General features: G+C 64.6%; 14 protein-coding genes. 11 read left to right on the top strand and 3 right to left on the bottom strand.

Going from position 1 to position 17,943, the window contains the following annotated elements; translation table 11 throughout:
* Positions 1-11: 11 nt before the first annotated feature.
* Positions 12-1,409 (bottom strand): protein adenylyltransferase SelO, encoded by a 1,398-nt coding sequence (locus AC1DRD_RS14120; protein ID WP_478041846.1) that lies wholly within the window; start codon positions 1,407-1,409, stop codon positions 12-14.
* Positions 1,410-1,447: 38 nt separating this feature from the next.
* On the opposite strand from AC1DRD_RS14120, the gene AC1DRD_RS14115 reads away from it, so the two are divergent.
* The 6 genes from AC1DRD_RS14115 (at position 1,448) to AC1DRD_RS14090 (ending at position 7,800) form a co-directional block, all read left to right on the top strand.
* Positions 1,448-2,335: an alpha/beta fold hydrolase gene (locus AC1DRD_RS14115; protein WP_478041845.1), complete on the top strand. Its 888-nt coding sequence runs from the start codon at positions 1,448-1,450 to the stop codon at positions 2,333-2,335.
* A gap of 32 nt (positions 2,336-2,367) precedes the next feature.
* Positions 2,368-3,159: an SDR family oxidoreductase gene (locus AC1DRD_RS14110; protein WP_478041844.1), complete on the top strand. Its 792-nt coding sequence runs from the start codon at positions 2,368-2,370 to the stop codon at positions 3,157-3,159.
* Positions 3,156-4,298 carry a glycoside hydrolase family 130 protein gene (locus tag AC1DRD_RS14105; protein ID WP_478041843.1) on the top strand — a complete coding sequence of 381 codons (1,143 nt, stop codon included), beginning with the start codon at positions 3,156-3,158 and terminating at the stop codon, positions 4,296-4,298. Before AC1DRD_RS14110 ends, AC1DRD_RS14105 begins: the two co-directional genes overlap by 4 nt.
* A 120-nt stretch (positions 4,299-4,418) precedes the next feature.
* Complete coding sequence (locus tag AC1DRD_RS14100; protein WP_478041842.1) at positions 4,419-5,555, top strand: glycosyltransferase family 4 protein; 1,137 nt, start codon at positions 4,419-4,421, stop codon at positions 5,553-5,555.
* A gap of 67 nt (positions 5,556-5,622) precedes the next feature.
* Complete coding sequence (locus AC1DRD_RS14095; protein WP_478029390.1) at positions 5,623-7,026, top strand: NAD(P)H-dependent flavin oxidoreductase; 1,404 nt, start codon at positions 5,623-5,625, stop codon at positions 7,024-7,026.
* 75 nt (positions 7,027-7,101) lie between these two features.
* Positions 7,102-7,800, top strand: coding sequence for a glutamine amidotransferase (locus AC1DRD_RS14090; protein WP_478041841.1), 699 nt, complete (start codon positions 7,102-7,104; stop codon positions 7,798-7,800).
* A 212-nt stretch (positions 7,801-8,012) separates the two neighbouring features.
* Here AC1DRD_RS14090 and AC1DRD_RS14085 read toward each other — a convergent pair whose 3' ends face one another.
* Positions 8,013-9,005 carry a 2-hydroxyacid dehydrogenase gene (locus AC1DRD_RS14085; RefSeq protein WP_478041840.1) on the bottom strand — a complete coding sequence of 331 codons (993 nt, stop codon included), beginning with the start codon at positions 9,003-9,005 and terminating at the stop codon, positions 8,013-8,015.
* 102 nt (positions 9,006-9,107) lie between these two features.
* Between AC1DRD_RS14085 and AC1DRD_RS14080 the strand changes: the two genes are divergently transcribed.
* The 5 genes from AC1DRD_RS14080 to AC1DRD_RS14060 all read left to right on the top strand — a co-directional run bounded on the left by AC1DRD_RS14080 (position 9,108) and on the right by AC1DRD_RS14060 (position 16,671).
* Positions 9,108-9,608: an SH3 domain-containing protein gene (locus tag AC1DRD_RS14080; RefSeq protein ID WP_478041839.1), complete on the top strand. Its 501-nt coding sequence runs from the start codon at positions 9,108-9,110 to the stop codon at positions 9,606-9,608.
* Positions 9,608-10,063: a GNAT family N-acetyltransferase gene (locus AC1DRD_RS14075; RefSeq protein ID WP_478041838.1), complete on the top strand. Its 456-nt coding sequence runs from the start codon at positions 9,608-9,610 to the stop codon at positions 10,061-10,063. The genes AC1DRD_RS14080 and AC1DRD_RS14075 overlap by 1 nt, the downstream gene beginning before the upstream one ends.
* A 334-nt stretch (positions 10,064-10,397) precedes the next feature.
* Positions 10,398-13,040 carry a TonB-dependent receptor domain-containing protein gene (locus AC1DRD_RS14070; RefSeq protein WP_478041837.1) on the top strand — a complete coding sequence of 881 codons (2,643 nt, stop codon included), beginning with the start codon at positions 10,398-10,400 and terminating at the stop codon, positions 13,038-13,040.
* 67 nt (positions 13,041-13,107) lie between these two features.
* A complete protein-coding gene (locus AC1DRD_RS14065) occupies positions 13,108-15,150 on the top strand; it encodes a hypothetical protein (protein WP_478041836.1) in 2,043 nt (680 codons plus the stop codon).
* Between the two features lie 21 nt (positions 15,151-15,171).
* Positions 15,172-16,671 (top strand): tryptophan halogenase family protein, encoded by a 1,500-nt coding sequence (locus AC1DRD_RS14060; protein ID WP_478041897.1) that lies wholly within the window; start codon positions 15,172-15,174, stop codon positions 16,669-16,671.
* A gap of 42 nt (positions 16,672-16,713) precedes the next feature.
* Here AC1DRD_RS14060 and AC1DRD_RS14055 read toward each other — a convergent pair whose 3' ends face one another.
* A complete protein-coding gene (locus AC1DRD_RS14055; protein WP_478029383.1) occupies positions 16,714-17,901 on the bottom strand; it encodes an acetyl-CoA C-acyltransferase in 1,188 nt (395 codons plus the stop codon).
* Between the last annotated feature and the right edge of the window lie 42 nt (positions 17,902-17,943).

The raw sequence follows: 17,943 nt of genomic DNA, 5'->3' as shown, positions 1-17,943 counted from the left end.
GATCACGGTCCCTAGCCGTTCGCCGCCGCTGCCGCCAGCGGCTCGCCGGCCAGCGCCTGACCCATTTCGCGTATCGCCGCGACCTTGGCGTGGAGCGGTGCCCAGTCGTCGCGCTCGTCGACCGCCGACCAGATCGCCTCGACCTCGTCGATCAGCATCGAGCAGGGCTCGCCCGACCAATAAGGATGGGAGCGGTCGGCGCGGGGTGCGTGGGCGGCGAGTGCCTTGCGCACCTCCTGCCATGGCTCGCCATAAGCGTCGGGCAATTGACCGCCGAAGGCGTCGAAGAAGAAGCGGTCGATCCCGGTCGCGGTGCCGCGCAATATCGGCTCGATCGTCTGGACCAGCGCGCGGTCGCTGTCGGGATCGCGCGGGGTCAGGCCCAGCCGCCACAGGATCGCGTCGCTGACCGCGCGCTGATAGCGGTCTCCGAACGTGTCGAGGATCGCGATCAGCGGCTCGGCCTCGCAGATCGGGCGGAGCGCGACCGCAAGCTGCATCGCGTCCCAATGGATCGCCTCTGGCTGGCGGCCGAAGGCATAGAGCCCGGCATGATCGAAATAGGCGGCGGTGAAGGCCGGGTCCCAGGTCGGGGTGAAGCGCCATGGGCCGTAATCGAAGCTCTCGCCAGTGACGTTGATATTGTCCGAATTGAGCACGCCATGGACGAAGCCGGCGGCCATATATTTGCCGGCGAGGATCGCGGTGCGGCCGACCACCAAGTCGAGCAGACGTGCCGGCGCATCTTCTCCTGGCTTTTCGCCATATAGCCGTTGCAGCGCATAATCGGTCAGCGCGCGCAATGCCGCTTCGTCGCGGAAATAAGCGAGCCGCTGGAAGGTGCCGATGCGGACATGGCTGTGGCTGAGCCGCACCAACACCGCCGACCGCGTCGGGGAAGGCTCGTCGTTGCGTTCGAGCGCTTCGCCGGTCTCGATCAGCGAGAACGTGCGTGAGGTTGGCACGCCCAAGGCCTCCAGCATCTCGGTCGCCAGGATTTCGCGAATCCCGCCCTTGAGCGTCAGGCGTCCGTCGCCGAACCGGCTATACGGCGTCTGGCCCGATCCCTTGGTGCCCAGGTCCATCAACCGGCCGTCCGTGGCCAGCATCTGCGCGAACAGGAACCCGCGGCCGTCGCCGATATCCGGATTGTAGGTGCGGAACTGGTGGCCGTGATAGCGCAGTGCCAGCGGCTCGGGCAGTGAGCCCGACAAGGGCGCGAACCGCCCGAAATGTGCGATCCACTCCTCATCGCTCAGCGTGTCCAGCCCGACCTCGGCCGCGGCGCGATCGTTGCGATAGCGCAGGATCGTCTGCGGAAAATCGGCCGCGGCGACGCGATCGTAAAAGGCATCCCCGAGATCGAGGATTGCTGTTTCGGGGCGATAAGCTTGCGGTCGCGCGGTCATGCGGCAATATGGGTGGACCGGCCGCGGGGACGCAACCATTGTCAGCTTATGAAAATCGCTACTGGTGGTCCAACGACGAGGTGCGGCTGCATTGCCGCGACTATCCCGGCCCCGACACCGGCCGTGACGGACGTCCGCCGATCGTCTGCATCCCCGGCCTGACTCGCAACGCGCGCGATTTCGAGGATCTCGCTGAGCGGCTGTCGCCTCATTGGCGAGTAATCCTCGTCAACCTCAGGGGACGCGGCGAGAGCGGTTATGCCAAGGACCCGATGTCCTATGTCCCGCTGACCTACGTCCAGGATGTCGAGGCGCTGCTGAGCGAGCTGGCGATCGACCGCTATGTCGCGTTCGGCACGTCGCTGGGCGGGATCGTCACCATGCTCCTGGCCGGCACCGGGCGCGAGAAATTGGCCGGGGTGCTGCTCAACGATGTCGGGCCGGAGATCGAGCCGGCGGGATTGGGGCGGATCCGATCCTATGTCGGCCGCGCCAATACCTGGCCGACCTGGATGCATGCGGCGCGCGGGGTTCAGGAAGCCAATGCCGACGTCTATCCGCATTATGGCATCGAGGAATGGCTGGCGATGGCCAAACGGCTGTACCGCCTGAACAGCTCGGGGCGGATCGTGCTCGATTACGACATGAAGATCGCCGAACCGTTCCGCGTGCCGGGGAACGAGGCCGGCCCCGATATGTGGCGAGCGCTCGACGCGCTGAAAGACGTGCCGGCGCTGATCCTGCGCGGCGCCCGTTCGGACGTCCTGTCGGCGGCAACCGCCGAAAAGATGGCGGCGCGGCTCGATCGCGCGGACCTGGTGACGGTGCCCGATGTCGGGCACACGCCGACCCTGATGGAGCCAGAAGCGGTGGCGGCGATCGACCGCCTGCTCGATCGCGTCGCCAAGGAACCGGTCACGGCGTGACGCGTCTTTCCCGCGCAACAGGGAGAGCGATCGTGTCCGACACCGCCGACAGCCTGGTCGATCGGCCCGGCGCCGTTTCCGATACCCATACCGATAGGCCGAGCCTGAACGGCAAACGCGCGATCGTCACCGGCGGCACCACCGGAATCGGCCGCGCGATCGCCGTCCTGCTGGCGAGCGAGGGGGCGATCGTCGATATCTGCGGCCGCACCGAGCAACATCTGAACGACGCGCTGGAAGCGATCGGGCAGGTCGGCACGGCCCAGGGCAGCGCGATAGACTTGGCCGATCAGGACAATGTCGAACGCTATTTCGCCGACGCGACGGCGCGGCTGGGCGGCCTCGACATAGTGGTGATCAACGCCGCGATCCCGGCCGGCGGCTTGAGCGAGATGAGCGCGCGCGACCTGCGCTATGCGATCGCGACCGATTTCACCGCCTATCTGATGAGCGCGCACGAGGCGGTCGAAGCGATGGGGAAGGGCGGCGATATCGTGCTGATCGGGTCAATGTCGGCGCACATCCTTGGCCCGAGCTCGACGGTTTATGCGGGGATGAAAGCCGGCATCGCGGCGTTTGCCGAGGCGTTGCGCAAGGAATTGGGCAGCCGCGACATCAAGGTCAGCCTGATCGAACCCGGCTTTACCCAGGCCGACTTCCATTATCCCGATATCGACGCCGAACAGCAGAAGCAGATGGTCAAGGCAGAGAAGATGCTGCGATCGGAGGATATTGCCGTCGCCGTCCATTACGCGCTGACCCAGCCGCGCCGCGCGGTCGTGCAGCAGATCACCATCGCACCCCTGCGCAAGGATGACGAATGAGCTATCCGTTCGACCAGCTTGTTTTCAGCCCGCTCGATGTCGACCTGTCGAAAGGGCCTCTGGCCGGGCGGATCGATGCCGAGACCTATTGCCTGGGCGCGTTCAACCCCGGGATGACGCGACTGCCCAACGGCAATCTGTTGATGATGGTGCGGATCGCCGAGGCACTCAAGACGCCGATCGTCGACCAGAAGATCCATTCGCTCCGCTGGGTACCCAGCGACGGCACGGCGCCCGATGCCGGCAGATATTGCCTCGATCCCTGGCCGTTGGAGATGGTCGATACCGCCGATCCGCGAAAATTCATGATGCGCGGCGGTGGGTGGAAAGTCATGGCGCTGACCAGCCTGTCGTGGTTGCTGCCGGTCGAACTCGATGCCGAGGGACGGTCGGTGGTGGATGTCCGTTATCGCGACGCGATCGCGCCGCGCGCCTCCTACCAATGCTATGGCGTCGAGGATGCCCGGATCAGCCGGATCGGCAATCGCTGGCTGATGACGACCTGTTCGGTCAGCCCGGAGCGGCATTCGACCACGCTCTATTCGTCGAACGACGCGCGCGACTGGCTGCTCGAAGGGATCGTGCTCGATCACCAGAACAAGGACATGCTGATCTTCGAGGACCGGATCGGCGCCAATTACTGGGCGCAGACGCGTCCATTGGGCGACCTCTATTTCGCCTATCCGCCGGGCAGCGAGTGGCGCGCCGGTCCGTCGATCAACCTCGCCACCTCGCCCGACGCGCTCCATTGGAAGCCACACGACAAACCCGGCATTCGGCCGCATGCCGCGACGCTGGCGACCGCGCGAATGGGCGGGGGGGCGCCGCCGGTGCTGACCGATCGCGGCTGGCTTTCCTTGTGGCACGGGGTCGAGCCTTATGGCGTCGTCGGCATCTATCGTACTTATTGGTCGCTGCTCGACGCGCGCGATCCGTCGGTCACCATCGCGACCAGCGATCTGCCGTTGCTCGAGCCCGCGCCGCATCTGACCGATCCGATCAAGGACTTGATGTATCTCGACAATGTCGTCTTCACGACCGGTATTGCCGACGCCGGCGATCATTTCGTCATCGCGAGCGGCGAAGCTGATCTGGCGTGCCGCATCACGCACATCCCGAAGAGCGTCTTTGGTCTGTAATTCCTACCGTCACCCCGGACTTGTTCCGGGGTCCACCGTGCGGCTAGAGCCCGACACGAACTGTTTCATACCACGGTGGATGCCGGAACAAGTCCGGCATGACGGAATAGAGGCCAAGTTTTGCCCGCACCCCTCAATATCCTGCACATGCATTCCTCGTTCAACCTGGGCGGCAAGGAAGCGCGCACGGTTCAGTTGATCAACGCGTTCGGCGATCGCGCGCGGCACACGATCGTGTCGGGCATGCCCGACCAATATTCGGCGCGCGATGCGATCGCGCAGGGAATCAGCTATGAAATCGCGCAAAACCCGCCGCCGCTGACGGGGCGACCGTCGGTCGGCCGGTACGAGGCGATCGCCAAATATATGCGCCGGTTCGACCTGGTGCTGAGCTATAATTGGGGCGCGATCGACGCCGTGATGGCCAAGCGCGTCTTTCCCAAGACCATGCCGCCGATCGTCCATCACGAAGACGGCTTCAACGCCGACGAAGCGATGAAGCTCAAGCCGCAGCGGGCGGTCTATCGCCGGATGGCGTTTCCCGCCGCTTATGCCGTGGTCGTGCCGTCGATGACGCTCGAATGGGTGGCGACCAATGTCTGGAAGCAAACGGCGCCGCGGTTGCGCCGGATTCCCAACGGGATCGACACCGCGCTCTATGCCAAGAAACCCAATCCCAAGGCGATTCCCGGACTGGTCCGCAAGCCCGGCGAAGTGATCGTCGGCGCGCTGGCCGGGTTGCGTGAGGTCAAGAACCTGCCGGCATTGGTGCGCGCGACCGCCGGCTGCTCGGCGCGCGTGCGGCTGGTGATCGTCGGCGAGGGGCCCGAGCGCGCGAAGATCGAGATGGCGGCGCGCGCGCTCGAAATGCAGGACAAGGTGCTGCTGCCCGGCTTCCTGCCCGATCCGCACACCTATGTCGGGCTGTTCGACATCATGGCGCTATCGTCGCTGAGCGAGCAATTCCCGATCTCGGTGGTCGAAGCAATGGCTGCCGGGTTGCCGATTGCCTCCGTCCCAGCCGGGGACATCCCGCACATGGTGAGCGAAGAGAACCGCCCCTACATCACGCCGCATTCGGGCGAGGTCGATTTGCGCGACGCGATCCAGACGCTGGCGGCCGATGCCAAGCTGCGCGCGACCGTGGGCAAGGCCAACCGCGCCAAGGCGATCGCCGAGTATGATGACAAGGCGATGATCGCCGCCTATGCGGATTTATACGAGCAGGCATTGGGCAGGGCAGGCGCCCTGTCCTGACGAGTATTTTGCTCGCCTCCAGGCAGCGAAACGCTATAGGCTGCGTTATTGGTCGCAGGAGAGTTACGTGTTCAAGGGCTTGACGCCTATCGTCTATAATGGCCGCGAGGTATGGCCGCTGGTGGAAGGCGGCAAGGGCGTCGCCGCGACCAACCATGCCAGCGCTGGCGCCTGGGCGGCTGCTGGCGGTATCGGTACGGTCTCCGCGGTCAATGCCGACAGCTACGATCCCGAGGGCAAGATCATTCCTCAGGTGTATAAGGCGCTGACTCGCCGCGAGCGCCATGAGGAACTGGTCGAATATGCGATCGAAGGCGCGGTCCAGCAGGTCAAGCGCGCATTCGAAATCGCCGGCGGCAAGGGCGCGATCAACATCAACGTGCTGTGGGAAATGGGCGGCGCGCAGCGGGTGCTGCACGGGGTGCTCGAACGCACGCGCGGCCTGGTCGCGGGTGTCACCTGCGGCGCTGGCATGCCCTACAAGCTCAGCGAGATCGCGGCGTCGTACAACGTCAATTACCTGCCGATCGTCAGCTCCGGACGCGCATTTCGCGCCTTGTGGAAGCGGGCTTATTCGAAGGCGGCGGAATGGCTCGCCGCGGTGGTCTATGAGGATCCCTGGTTGGCGGGCGGTCATAACGGCCTGTCCAACGCCGAAAATCCGCTCGAGCCGCAGGACCCCTATCCGCGCGTCAAGGAATTGCGCGAGACGATGCGCGAGGGTGGCATTTCCGACGACGTGCCGATCGTCATGGCGGGCGGCGTGTGGTTCCTGCGCGACTGGAACGATTGGATCGACAATCCCGAACTCGGCAAGATCGCATTCCAGTTCGGGACGCGGCCGCTGCTGACCCAGGAAAGCCCGATCCCCGAGGCCTGGAAGGCCAGGCTGACGCAGATCGAGGAAGGCGCCGTGTTGCTGCACCGTTTCTCGCCGACCGGCTTTTATTCCTCAGCCGTCCGCAATCCGTTCCTGCGCGCGCTTGAGGCACGGTCGGAGCGCCAGATCGCCTTTTCCACCCAGGAAGCCGGCGATCACACTTTCCAGCTCGACGTCGGAGTGAAGGGCAAGAATTTCTGGGTGACCAGGAACGATCTGCTCCGCGCGCGCGAATGGTTCGGCCATGGCTTCACCGAGGCGCTCAAGACCCCCGACAACACGCTGGTGTTCGTGTCGCCGACCGAAAAGGCGGAAATCCGCAAGGATCAGGCGGACTGCATGGGCTGCCTGTCGCAGTGCCTGTTCTCGAGCTGGGCCGACAGCGAGACCAATTCGACCGGGCGGTTGGCCGACCCGCGCAGCTTCTGTATCCAGAAGACCCTGCAGGACATCGCGCATGGCGGCGATGTCGACCAGAATCTGATGTTCGCCGGGCATGGCGCGTATAATTTCAAGAGGGATCCGTTCTATTCGAACGGCTTCGTGCCGACGGTTAAGCAATTGGTCGATCGTATCCTGACCGGGGACTGACGACGCAGCCCGGCTTTGGAACGGCCAAAAGAAGGTTCATTGCCGGGCAATTCTGATCCGCTACCTGTAGCGGCGATGAAGAGTGCACTTGTTCTCCGACATGTCGAGCATGAAGGCATTGCCGGGTATCGCGAGCCGATCGAGGCCGCAGGCTATGCGATCGAACGCGTCGCCGCGCATCACGCAGGGTGCGCGCGGCTCGACACCATGTCACCCGATCTGCTGGTAGTGATGGGCGGCCCGATGGGCGTCTACGACACCGACCGCTATCCCTGGCTGAGCGAGGAGATCGCGGTGATCCGCCGGCGCCTGGCGGCGGACCTGCCGACGCTTGGCGTGTGTTTGGGCAGCCAGTTGATCGCTGCTGCCCTTGGTGCGGAAGTGCGCAAAGGGCCGGTGCGAGAGATCGGATTCGCGCCTGTCGCGCTCACCGATGCGGGCAAAGCGGGCCCATTGCGTCACCTCGACGGCATCGATCTGCTGCATTGGCATGGCGACACGTTCGACCTACCAGATGGTACAGAATTGCTTGCGATGACGACACCTTACGCCCAAGCCTTCGCACGCGGTCGTAACCTGCTCGCGCTCCAATTCCATGCCGAGATGGGCGAGGATGAACGGTTCGAGCATTGGCTCGCCAATGACGGCGCCGATATCGCCGAAGTCGGTTCGACGCCGGAGGTTTTGCGGGCGGCGCACGACCGGCTGGGTCCGCCTGCGGTCGTGGCGGGGCGGGCGATGATCGCCGAATGGCTGGCGGGACTCGGTAGCTGATCGAGGCTCGGCAGGGGAACCTCCAAAACTCGTCATCCCAGCGAAAGCTGGGATCTCAAGCGGCATCGCGCCACCGCCAGAGACCAACATCGGGTCGGATCGTCCCCTGGACGATCCTTGAGCATGCGGGGCATGCTCAACCCGATGTTCTTTCGCTGGGGTGACGGGAGGTGCGCTGGGATGAGGACAGGAATATGAGTCCCCAGCCTAGGTCAGATCCACCCCTCGAGCACCTGATCGGGCGGGCGATGGCCGTCTGCCCAGTGCTGGATATTGCTGATGACCCGCTCACCCGTCGCCGCGCGCGCCTCGAACGTCGCCGATCCCATATGTGGCAGCAGCACGACGTTTGGCAGCGCGAGCAGGCGTAGGTCGATCGCCGGCTCATGCGCGAACACATCGAGTCCGGCACCAGCGATCTTGCCGCGTTCGAGCGCGTCGATCAGAGCGGTTTCGTCGATCGCCGAGCCACGCGAGGTGTTGACGATATAAGCCTGGGGCTTGAGCAGCGACAGGCGGCGCGCGTCGATCAATTGCTCGGTCTGATCGGTGTGCGGTGTGTGGATCGAGATTAAGTCAGACCCGGCCAGCATCTCGTCGAGATCGGCGTGCCAGGTCGCGGCGAGTTCATGCTCGACGCTCTCGGGCAGGCGATGGCGATTGTGGTAATGGACGGTGAGACCAAAGCCGCGCGCACGCACCGCGACTGCCTGACCGATCCGCCCCATGCCGACAATGCCGAGTGTCTTACCGCCGATCCGGTGGCCGAGCATCGCGCCGGGGCTCCAGCCGCTCCACTGGCCCGACCGCGCGAGCTTTTCGCCTTCGGCCAGGCGGCGAGGCACCGACAGGATCAGCGCCATCGTCATGTCGGCGGTGTCCTCGGTCAGCACGCCGGGCGTATTGGTCACCAGGATGCCGCGCGCACGCGCCGCCTTCAGGTCGATATGGTCGACGCCATTACCGAAATTGGCGATCAGTTTGAGCCGTTCGCCGGCGGCTTCGATCAGGTCGGCGTCGATCGTGTCGGTGACGGTCGGGACCAGCACGTCGGCATCCTGGACCGCGGCGACGAGTTCGTCGCGGGTCATCGCGATGTCCTGGCGATTGAGGCGCGTGTCGAACAATTGCGCCATGCGGTCCATCACCGCATCGCTCAGCTCGCGCGTCACGATCACCCGAGGTTTGCGCTTGGACCCGGCCATGCGCTCGGCTTGGCGGCTTCACGGGTTTTGGTCAATGCGGTTGATGCACCGCGGCGCCTGCGCAATAGGTACGAATCGATTGTGGCGTAAAAGGGGATGGCCATGCGTATCGGCTGGGGGTTGTCGGGAATCGCGGCGGCTGCGATTGCGGTGCCGGCGATTGCCGCGCTGGTGGAAAAGAAACCGCCTTATTTCGCATCGATCAACGCCAAATCGGCGTTCATGCGCACCGGCCCGAGCCGGATCTATCCGGTCAGCTGGAAATATCAGCGCCAGGGCCTGCCGGTGAAAGTGATCGAGAATTACAAGGAAAAGGGCGGCGGCGCCTATTGGCGCAAGGTCGAGGATCCGGGCGGGACGCAGGGCTGGATGCAGGCCAATTTGATCAGCGACCAGCGCACCGCGATGGTGATGGGTGATATCGCCGAATTGCGCGATTCGCCGCGCTTCGCCGGCAAGATCAATTGGCGGGCGGAGCCGGGCGTGATCGGCCGCGTCAGCAAGTGCGGCGATGGCTGGTGCTATTTCGACGTCACCGGCCGCGGCGGTTTCGTCGAGATCAGCCACCTATGGGGCGTCGATTCGGCCGAAACGATCGAGTGATGCGGATCGAGCTGGACGATGTCTCGCGGCCGGAGGTGGTCGCGCTGGTCGAATATCATCTCCGCTCGATGCACGAGATTTCGCCACCCGACAGCGTGTTTGCGCTCGATTTGTCGGGGCTGAAGCATCCGAGTGTGACGTTCTGGACCGCGTGGGACGGCGACGATCTGCTCGGCATGGGCGGATTGAAGCAACTCGACCGCGAGCATGGCGAGATCAAATCGATGCGCACCGTGCCGAACGCGGCCCGGCGTGGCGTGGCGCGCGCGATGCTCGACCATATCCTGCGCGAGGCGCGGGCGAGGGGCTATCGTCGTCTCAGCCTGGAAACGGGCAGTAATGCGCCGTTCGCGCCAGCCTGGGCGTTGTACGAACGTGCCGGGTTCGTGCCGTGTGTGCCGTTTGGACCTTATACAGATATCCGTTTCAGCCGGTATTTCAGCATCGATCTTTGATCCGAACGATCGGCGTTCGGTGACGGGCGCTGTTAGGCCGACATTCCGCGGGCGCGCCGGCAGTCCGCGCATTTAGTTCCACTCGTCTCAAATCGGGGAACTTTTTCAAAGAGGCAGATTTTACCCGTGGGATTTGGTGCGCAGCCGTCCGTCTGGCCTGACGCCGGCGCCGCCGCCCTCGCGGTTCGTTCCTGCCGGCAATCGTTGCAGTGCGATTGCCGCTGCCATCGGCTGATTCCGTAGCGTCAAATCACTAGAATATCTGCTATTGAAATGAATTTCAGAAACGGATAGCGCCGCCGCCTTAACAGCGTAATGCGTAAGGGAGGATGTCATGTCTGGAGTTTTCAATCGCCTCGTGCCGGCGCCCGTAACGGCTGAGCCGCGCGAAACGACGGGCAGCGGGCGCCTCCGACTCGGGTTCAAGGCCGCGCTGCTGGTCGGTTCGGCCGTCCTCCCAGCGACCGGCGCGATGGCGCAGCAGACGCCGCCGCAAACGCCGGACACCACGCAGCCGGCGCCGCAAACGGCCGCGCCGACCGCGACCCCCAACACCGATGCGCAGTCGGGGGATCAGACGCTCAACGACATCGTCGTGGTCGGCAACACGTCCGGCAAGCGTACCTTGTTCAACTCGTCGTCGGACGTCACGCTGGCCAATGCCGCCGATATCCAGCGCAAGGCGCCGCGCTCGACCGCCGAAGCGCTCGAACTGGTGCCCGGCATCTTCGTGGAGGGGACCGCAGGCGCGGTCTCCAACAATTATTCGGTGCGCGGTCTGCGTGGCGGTGCCCAGACCTTCATTCAGCTCGAAGAAGACGGCATGCCGATCATCTATGGCGGTGGCGGCGCCGACGAATATTTCCAGAACGACATCACAATCGATCGGCTCGAAGCGGTCGAAGGTGGTACGTCGGGCGTGCTGGCGGTCAACGGCGCTGCGGCGACGATCAACTTCATCTCGCTCAAGCCAAGCTATGATCGCGCCACTGCGATGGCGCGGTTCACCGGCACCAGCTATGGCGAATTGCGCACCGACGGGTATTTTTCGGCACCGATTACCGACAATATCGCTTTCTCGGTCGGCGGTTATGTGACGTCGAACCCCGGATTCCGCCGCTCCGACTTCGATTATACGACCTATCATCTGAAAGCGATGCTGGAGACCAAGTTTGCCGGCGGCGGTTTCCTGCGCTTCACGTTCAAGAAGGGCGACCAGCACGACGCTTATTACGCCGACATGCCGTTCACCTCGAACGGCGGCAAGATCGGTGACGTTCCGGGGCTCAATGGGCTGCGCGACAATATCGCCGGCCGCGCGTTCGGCCAGATACTGGTGCCCGATTCGTGCGCGACCGGCACGTGCCTCCGCCCGTTTAGCCTGAGCGACGGTATCCATACCCAGACGACGCAATATCGCATCGATCTCGAAAAGCCGATCACCGACAAAATCAGCGTCTTCGCCCGTGCGCGCTATCTGAAGTCGTCGTTCGACTTCAACGGCATCTTCCCCGGATCGAACGGGCAACCGCCGGCCTCGGCGGTCACGTATCTAACCCCTGGCGCGTCGCCGATTTCTAGCCTGCTCGCGCTTGGGACGACGGCCTATGGCACGACCAATTTCGGCATCCGCAACGTTGTGACGGGGCAGGTGATTCCGGTCAGCGACACGGCGACGCTCAATGCGCTCAACGGCAATGGCCTGCTGCAGCAAACGGTGCTCAACCACCAACGGCTCGACAGCAAGGATTTCGGCAGCGATTTCGGCGTGAAGTTCGATTTCGGCGGGGGCGCGATCGACAATTCGCTGACGATCGGCGGCATGTATTACAACGTCACCAAATATAACGATCAGTCCGCGACCGCGTCGCTGATCAATGACGTGACCAACGGGTCGAACATTTACGATGTCGTCGCGCTCAACGCCCAGAACAATGTTATCGGTCAGCTGACCAACAACGGCATGGTCAGCTATGGTGATTGGGGCCAGGGCATCTTCAAGGACAAGCTCGAGTCGATCTCGGCCTATTTCAACGACGAGCTGAAGATCGGCGATAATCTCCACATCGACTTCGGTGCACGGTATGAGCACGTGAAGGACCGTGTCGACATCGGCAACCCTGCGGCGGTCAACCCGCCCGTGCCCGCGGGCACACCGGGTATCATCCCGACCCTCGGGCAGTCGTTCGACGGCACCTATGACCGCAAGGAGGGTAGCTATGACCACCTCGCGGCGACGGCGGGCATCAACTACACGCTGACGCGCAATTTCTCGCTATACGCTCGCTATGCTCGCGGCTTCCAGACCAGCGCCGGCGACAATGGCGGTATCCACCCGCCCGCCAATCTGACGTTGTACGAGGCGGGCGTGCGGTTCCAATCGCGGATATTGGTCGGATCGCTGGTCGCGTTCAAGACCGAGTTCCGCAACCAGGGTTATACGTTCCTCGATCCCAGCGACCCCACCCAGGTTTCCAACGCGCTTGCCGACGATAACATCAAGGGTATCCAGCTCGATTTCGACCTGAAACCGGTCGACTTCTTCAAGCTGTCGGTGTCAGGCGTGTACCAGGATCCGAAACTGCAGAATCTTCGCTTCGAAGGCACGCCGCAGCCGCAATATACCGGCAACACGCCCGAACGGACGCCCAAGGAATTGCTGACGGTCACGCCGCAATTCATCCTGCCGGGCGGGCTGGGCGAGATTTACGGCCGGTACAAATATATCGGCAAGATCTTCGCCGACGCCGGCAATGGTGTCGCGCTGCCCGCTTATGGCGTGTTCAGCGTCGGCGGCTCGATCAATCTGTCGTCCAAGATCAACCTCAATGTCAGCGTCGACAATCTGACCAATGCGCGCGGCTATACCGAGGGCAATCCGCGCCAGGGCCAGACGCAGTCGATCGTCAACGGCTATTTCTATGGCCGCGGCATCGTCGGGCGCAACGTTCTCGCCAGCATCACGGCGAAGTTCTGATAGGAAAAGGGAGCGCGCCGGCCCGGGGCGCTCCCGGGCTGGCGTGATCTTGCATGAAGGACAGGCGATGCGGCTCCGATCGATTCTGCTCCTGGCGCTGGCCTGTGGCACCGCGCTGGGCGCCCGCACGACGCCCTGTGCGGATCCCGCTTTCGTCCAGAAGGAAGGGCTGAACCTCAACAGCTTCGTGCGCAAAGGACCGGTCGCCGCGCATATCGTGTTGCGCTCGGGAAGCGATCCGCGCCTGATCGTTGCCTTTCCCGCCGGGAATAGCGGTGTCGGCCTGTGGTTCGACCACATCCCGGGCGCGGCGCAATGGACGATGATGCTGCCGGCCACGCCACTGACAATGCCGGATGCCAAGGGACGGCCGCTCCACGGCGTTTCCTTCACGGCCCGGATCGCGACGCCGCGCCTCACAGCCAAGCAGGCGGTATTGTCGAGCGTGCGAGTGCTGCGCGATTATCAGGCGCTGGGCACTGCGCCGGCCGAAATACTTACGCGCATGACGGTAAGTGGCGACACGTTGACCTGGGCCCGCGATCGGCTCGATGGAGCGCCCGGCTATCGTTTGAGCGTCCGCGTCGTGCGTGGCCGATTGGACGGACGGAGCATCGTCGCCGAAGCGGATGGCCGGATAACGCTCGCGATCACCGCTTTGTCCGGCGAGACGCCGCTGGCCCCGGTGCCGATCGCCGGCCTGCTCACCCCGCAGGCCAATCCCGACGCCGGGGCGCGTCGCGCGCTGGAATTCCTGAGCTATCGCGAGAAGTTCCTCGCCGGGTCGTGGCGCTTCAACACCTATTTCGGGCGCGACACCTTGATGTCGGTGCGGCTGCTGATGCCCGTGCTGCAACCCGCCGGGGTCGAGACGGGCCTGAGTTCGGTGCTTGAGCGGCTGTCCGACAAGGGGCAAGTCGCGCATGAGGAGGATATCGGCGAGTTCGCGATCCTTGATCATATGAAGAGCGACGGCAGCAAGTCCGACGCGCCAACCTATAATTACAACATGATCGACGGCGACTTCATGCTCGCGCCGGTCGCGCGCGCCTGGCTGATCGACGATCCACGCGGGCGGGCCCGGGCAGCCGCCTTCCTGGGGCAGCGGCACGGCAGAGAGCGTGCGGGCGACGCGCTGATGCGCAACCTGCGCTATGTCCTGCGCCGCGCGCGGCCCTTTGCGGAAAACCCGGTGCCGACCAGTCTGATATCGCTCAATCCGGGCATGGACGCCGGCGAGTGGCGCGACAGCAATGACGGGCTGGGCGGCGGTCGCTTTCCCTATGACGTCAACGCGATCTTCGTGCCCGCGGCGCTGGACGCGGCGGCGGCGATGAATCGCGCCGGCCTGCTCGCACCCTATATGACGTCCGATGACCGCGCGGCGTTCGCCAGGCTGCCGGAGATCGAGGCGACCTGGCGAGCTCGCGCGCCGGGGCTGTTCGCGATGACGATCCCGGCTGCGCGTGCCCGCGCCGCGATCGTGGCCTATGCTGCCCAGGCCGGTGTACCCGCGACGACGGCGTTGCAGGCGGTTGGACAGGCCGGTTTGCGCTTCAACGCGATCGCGCTCGACGCGCAAGGCGCGCCCGTACCGATCGAGAATTCGGACGAGGGTTTTGCCTTGTTGTTCGGCAGCCCCGACGATGCTGCGCTGACGACAGCCGCGGACGTGATCGGCAAGCCGTTCCCGGCGGGGTTGATGACCGGGGCCGGCATGCTGGTCGCCAACCCAGCCTTCGCGCCAGGCTCGCTCGCCGCCAAATTCGGCCCCAATGCCTATCACGGCACCGTGATCTGGTCGTGGCAACAGGCGCTCGCCGCCGCCGGGCTCGAGCGTCAATTGGCGCGGAGCGACGTGTCGCCGGCGGTCCGCGCGAAGCTCAGAGCGACGCAGCAATGCTTGTGGCGCGCCATCGCCGCCACCCGCCAAGTCCAGAGCTCCGAACTATGGTCGTGGCGTTACGCTAGCGGTCGATACCAAGTGGCCGCGTTTGGTGCGAGCGGGAGCGACGTCGACGAATCCAACGCCGCGCAATTGTGGAGCACGGTCTATCTTGCGCTTAAGCGCCCCGAGCCCGATGGCCGCGCGGCCTGTCCAGGCAATTGAGGCTTGGCTAGAGTCGCTGACATGGACGAGGCCGGCATCAAGCATATCGTCATCCTGGGTGGCGGCACCGCCGGCTGGATGACGGCCGCGGCATTGAGCCGCGCGCTACAGGGATCGGGCCGCACCATCACTCTGATCGAATCCGAAGAGATCGGGACGATCGGCGTGGGCGAGGCGACGATCCCGACGATCCACTGGTTCAACCAGATCGTCGGGCTCGACGAAGCCGAGTTCATTCGCGAGACCAAGGCGACCTACAAGCTCGGCATTCAGTTCACCGGCTGGAGCGGCGACAGCAGCACCTATCTCCATCCGTTCGGCACCTTCGGCCCACCCGGCGACGGAGTGATGTTCCTTCACCGACTGATCCGCGCACGGCTGGGTGGGATGGCGGCGGCGACCGAGGATTTCTCGCTGACGGCGCAAGCTGCGCGCGCAGGCAGGTTCGCGACGCCGGTCGGCGATCCGCGATCGCTGCGCTCGACCCTGGGCTATGCCTACCATTTCGACGCCGGACTCTATGCGCGCTATCTGCGCCGCCATGCCGAGGCACGCGGCGTCGCGCGGGTCGAAGGTAAGGTCGCACGGGTCGACCAGGATCCAGAAAGCGGCTGCATCACCCGCCTTGTCACCGAGCGTGGAGACGAAGTGGTCGGCGAACTCTTCATCGACTGTTCGGGGCTGCGCGGGCTGCTGATCGAACAGACTTTGGGCGCGGGGTTCGAGGATTGGAGCGCCTGGCTGCCCTGCGATCGCGCCTGGGCGGCGCCCAGCGCTGTTGAGACCGAAGTCATCCCCTATACGCGCGCCACCACCGCGGAAGCGGGCTGGCGCTGGCGCATCCCGCTCCAGCACCGCACCGGCAATGGCTATGTCTATTCGAGCCGGTTCCAGGAGGATGACGCCGCGCGCCAATCGCTGCTCGATGCGCTGGGCGAGGAGCCGATCGCCGAGCCGCGCTTGATCCGCTTCCTGCCAGGCAAGCGCAAGCGCTGCTGGGTCAAGAACGTGGTTGCGATCGGCCTGTCGAGTGGGTTCCTCGAACCGCTTGAATCGACCAGCATCCACCTGATCCAGAGCGGCATCGCCAAGCTGCTCGCTTTGTTTCCGCGCCGCGGCGACGACGCGTTGGTCGCTGAACAATTCGACCGCGTATTCGGGCAGGAAATGCTCGACGTCCGCGACTTCCTGGTGCTGCATTACAAGATGACGGGGGGTCGTGACGAGCCACTGTGGCGCTATTGCCAGGACATGCCGATCCCCGACACGCTTGCGTATCGCATCGATCAGTTCCGGGCGTCGGGCCGGCTTGTTCTGTCGACCGATGAATTGTTCCGCGACGCCAGCTGGTTCGCGGTGATGGACGGGCAGGGAATCCGGCCGGCCGACTATAACCCGATGATCGAAACGATGAGCGAGGCCGACAATCGGCGTCATGTCGAGGCGGTGCGCGCGGCGATCGCCCTGGCGGTGGCGCAATTGCCGATGCTGCCGCTGCCGTTGGATATGAGTAAGGCCTGACGCAGTCATGCGCGGCGGCCATTATGACCGCCGCGTGGCCGATCAGTCGATCAGTTCGACCGCCACCGCCGTGGCCTCGCCACCGCCGATACACAAAGACGCCATCCCGCGCTTGAGACCGCGCGTCTGAAGTGCGGACACCAATGTGGTCAGGATGCGCGCACCGCTGGCGCCAATCGGGTGGCCGAGCGCGCAGGCGCCGCCATTGACGTTGATCTTGTCATGCGGGATGCCGAGGTCGTGCATCGCGATCATCGCGACGATCGCGAACGCCTCGTTGACCTCGAACAGGTCGACATCCGCGACGGTCCAGCCGGCCTTGTCGAGCGCCTTCTGCATCGCTGCGACGGGAGCGGTGGTGAACTTGGCCGGGGCGTGGGCATGCGCGGCTTGCGCCACGATCCGAGCCACGGGTTTCTTGCCGAGCTTGCCGGCGACCGAGGCGCGCGTCAGCACCAAGGCGGCGGCGCCGTCGGAGATCGACGAGGCGTTGGCCGCGGTGATCGTGCCGTCCTTGGCGAAGGCGGGTTTGAGCGTCGGGATTTTCGACGCATCGCCCTTCGCCGGCTGTTCGTCGAGCGTGACGGTGTCGGTGCCCTTGCGGCCGACCACTTCGACCGCGACGATTTCACGCTCGAACGCGCCCGATTTCTGCGCGGCCTGCGCGCGCTCGAGGCTGGCGATCGCGTAATCGTCCTGCGCGGCGCGGGTGAACTGATATTCCTGCGCGGTTTCCTCGGCAAAGGCGCCCATCAGCTTGCCGGGCTCATACGCGTCCTCGAGCCCATCGAGATACATGTGGTCCTTGAGCACGTCGTGCCCGATCCGCGCGCCGCCACGATGGCGCAGCGAGAGGTACGGCGCGTTGGTCATGCTCTCCATGCCGCCCACGACGATGAGGTCGACCGAGCCGGCGGCGAGCGCCTCGCTACCCATGATCGTCGCCTGCATGCCCGACCCGCACATCTTGTTGACCGTTGTCGCCTCGACATGATCGCCCAGACCGGCGTTAATCGCTGCCTGGCGCGCGGGCGCCTGGCCGAGCCCGGCAGGCAGTACGCAGCCCATATAGATGCGCTCGATCTGCTTGGGGTCGACGCCGGCGCGGTCGACCGCACCCTTGACCGCGGTCGCGCCGAGTTGGGTCGCGCTTGCACCGGTCAGCGTCCCCTGAAAGCTCCCCATCGGGGTGCGGGCATAGGACAGGATGACGATGGGATCGGCGGTCATGAGAAACTCCGGAAAGGATGCTGGGCGCGATCTAGGCTCGGG

The sequence above is a fragment of the Sphingomonas sp. P4_G2 genome (assembly GCF_056401155.1).
Note: the sequence above shows the minus strand (reverse complement) of the source record. Positions and strands in the feature narration are given on the sequence as shown.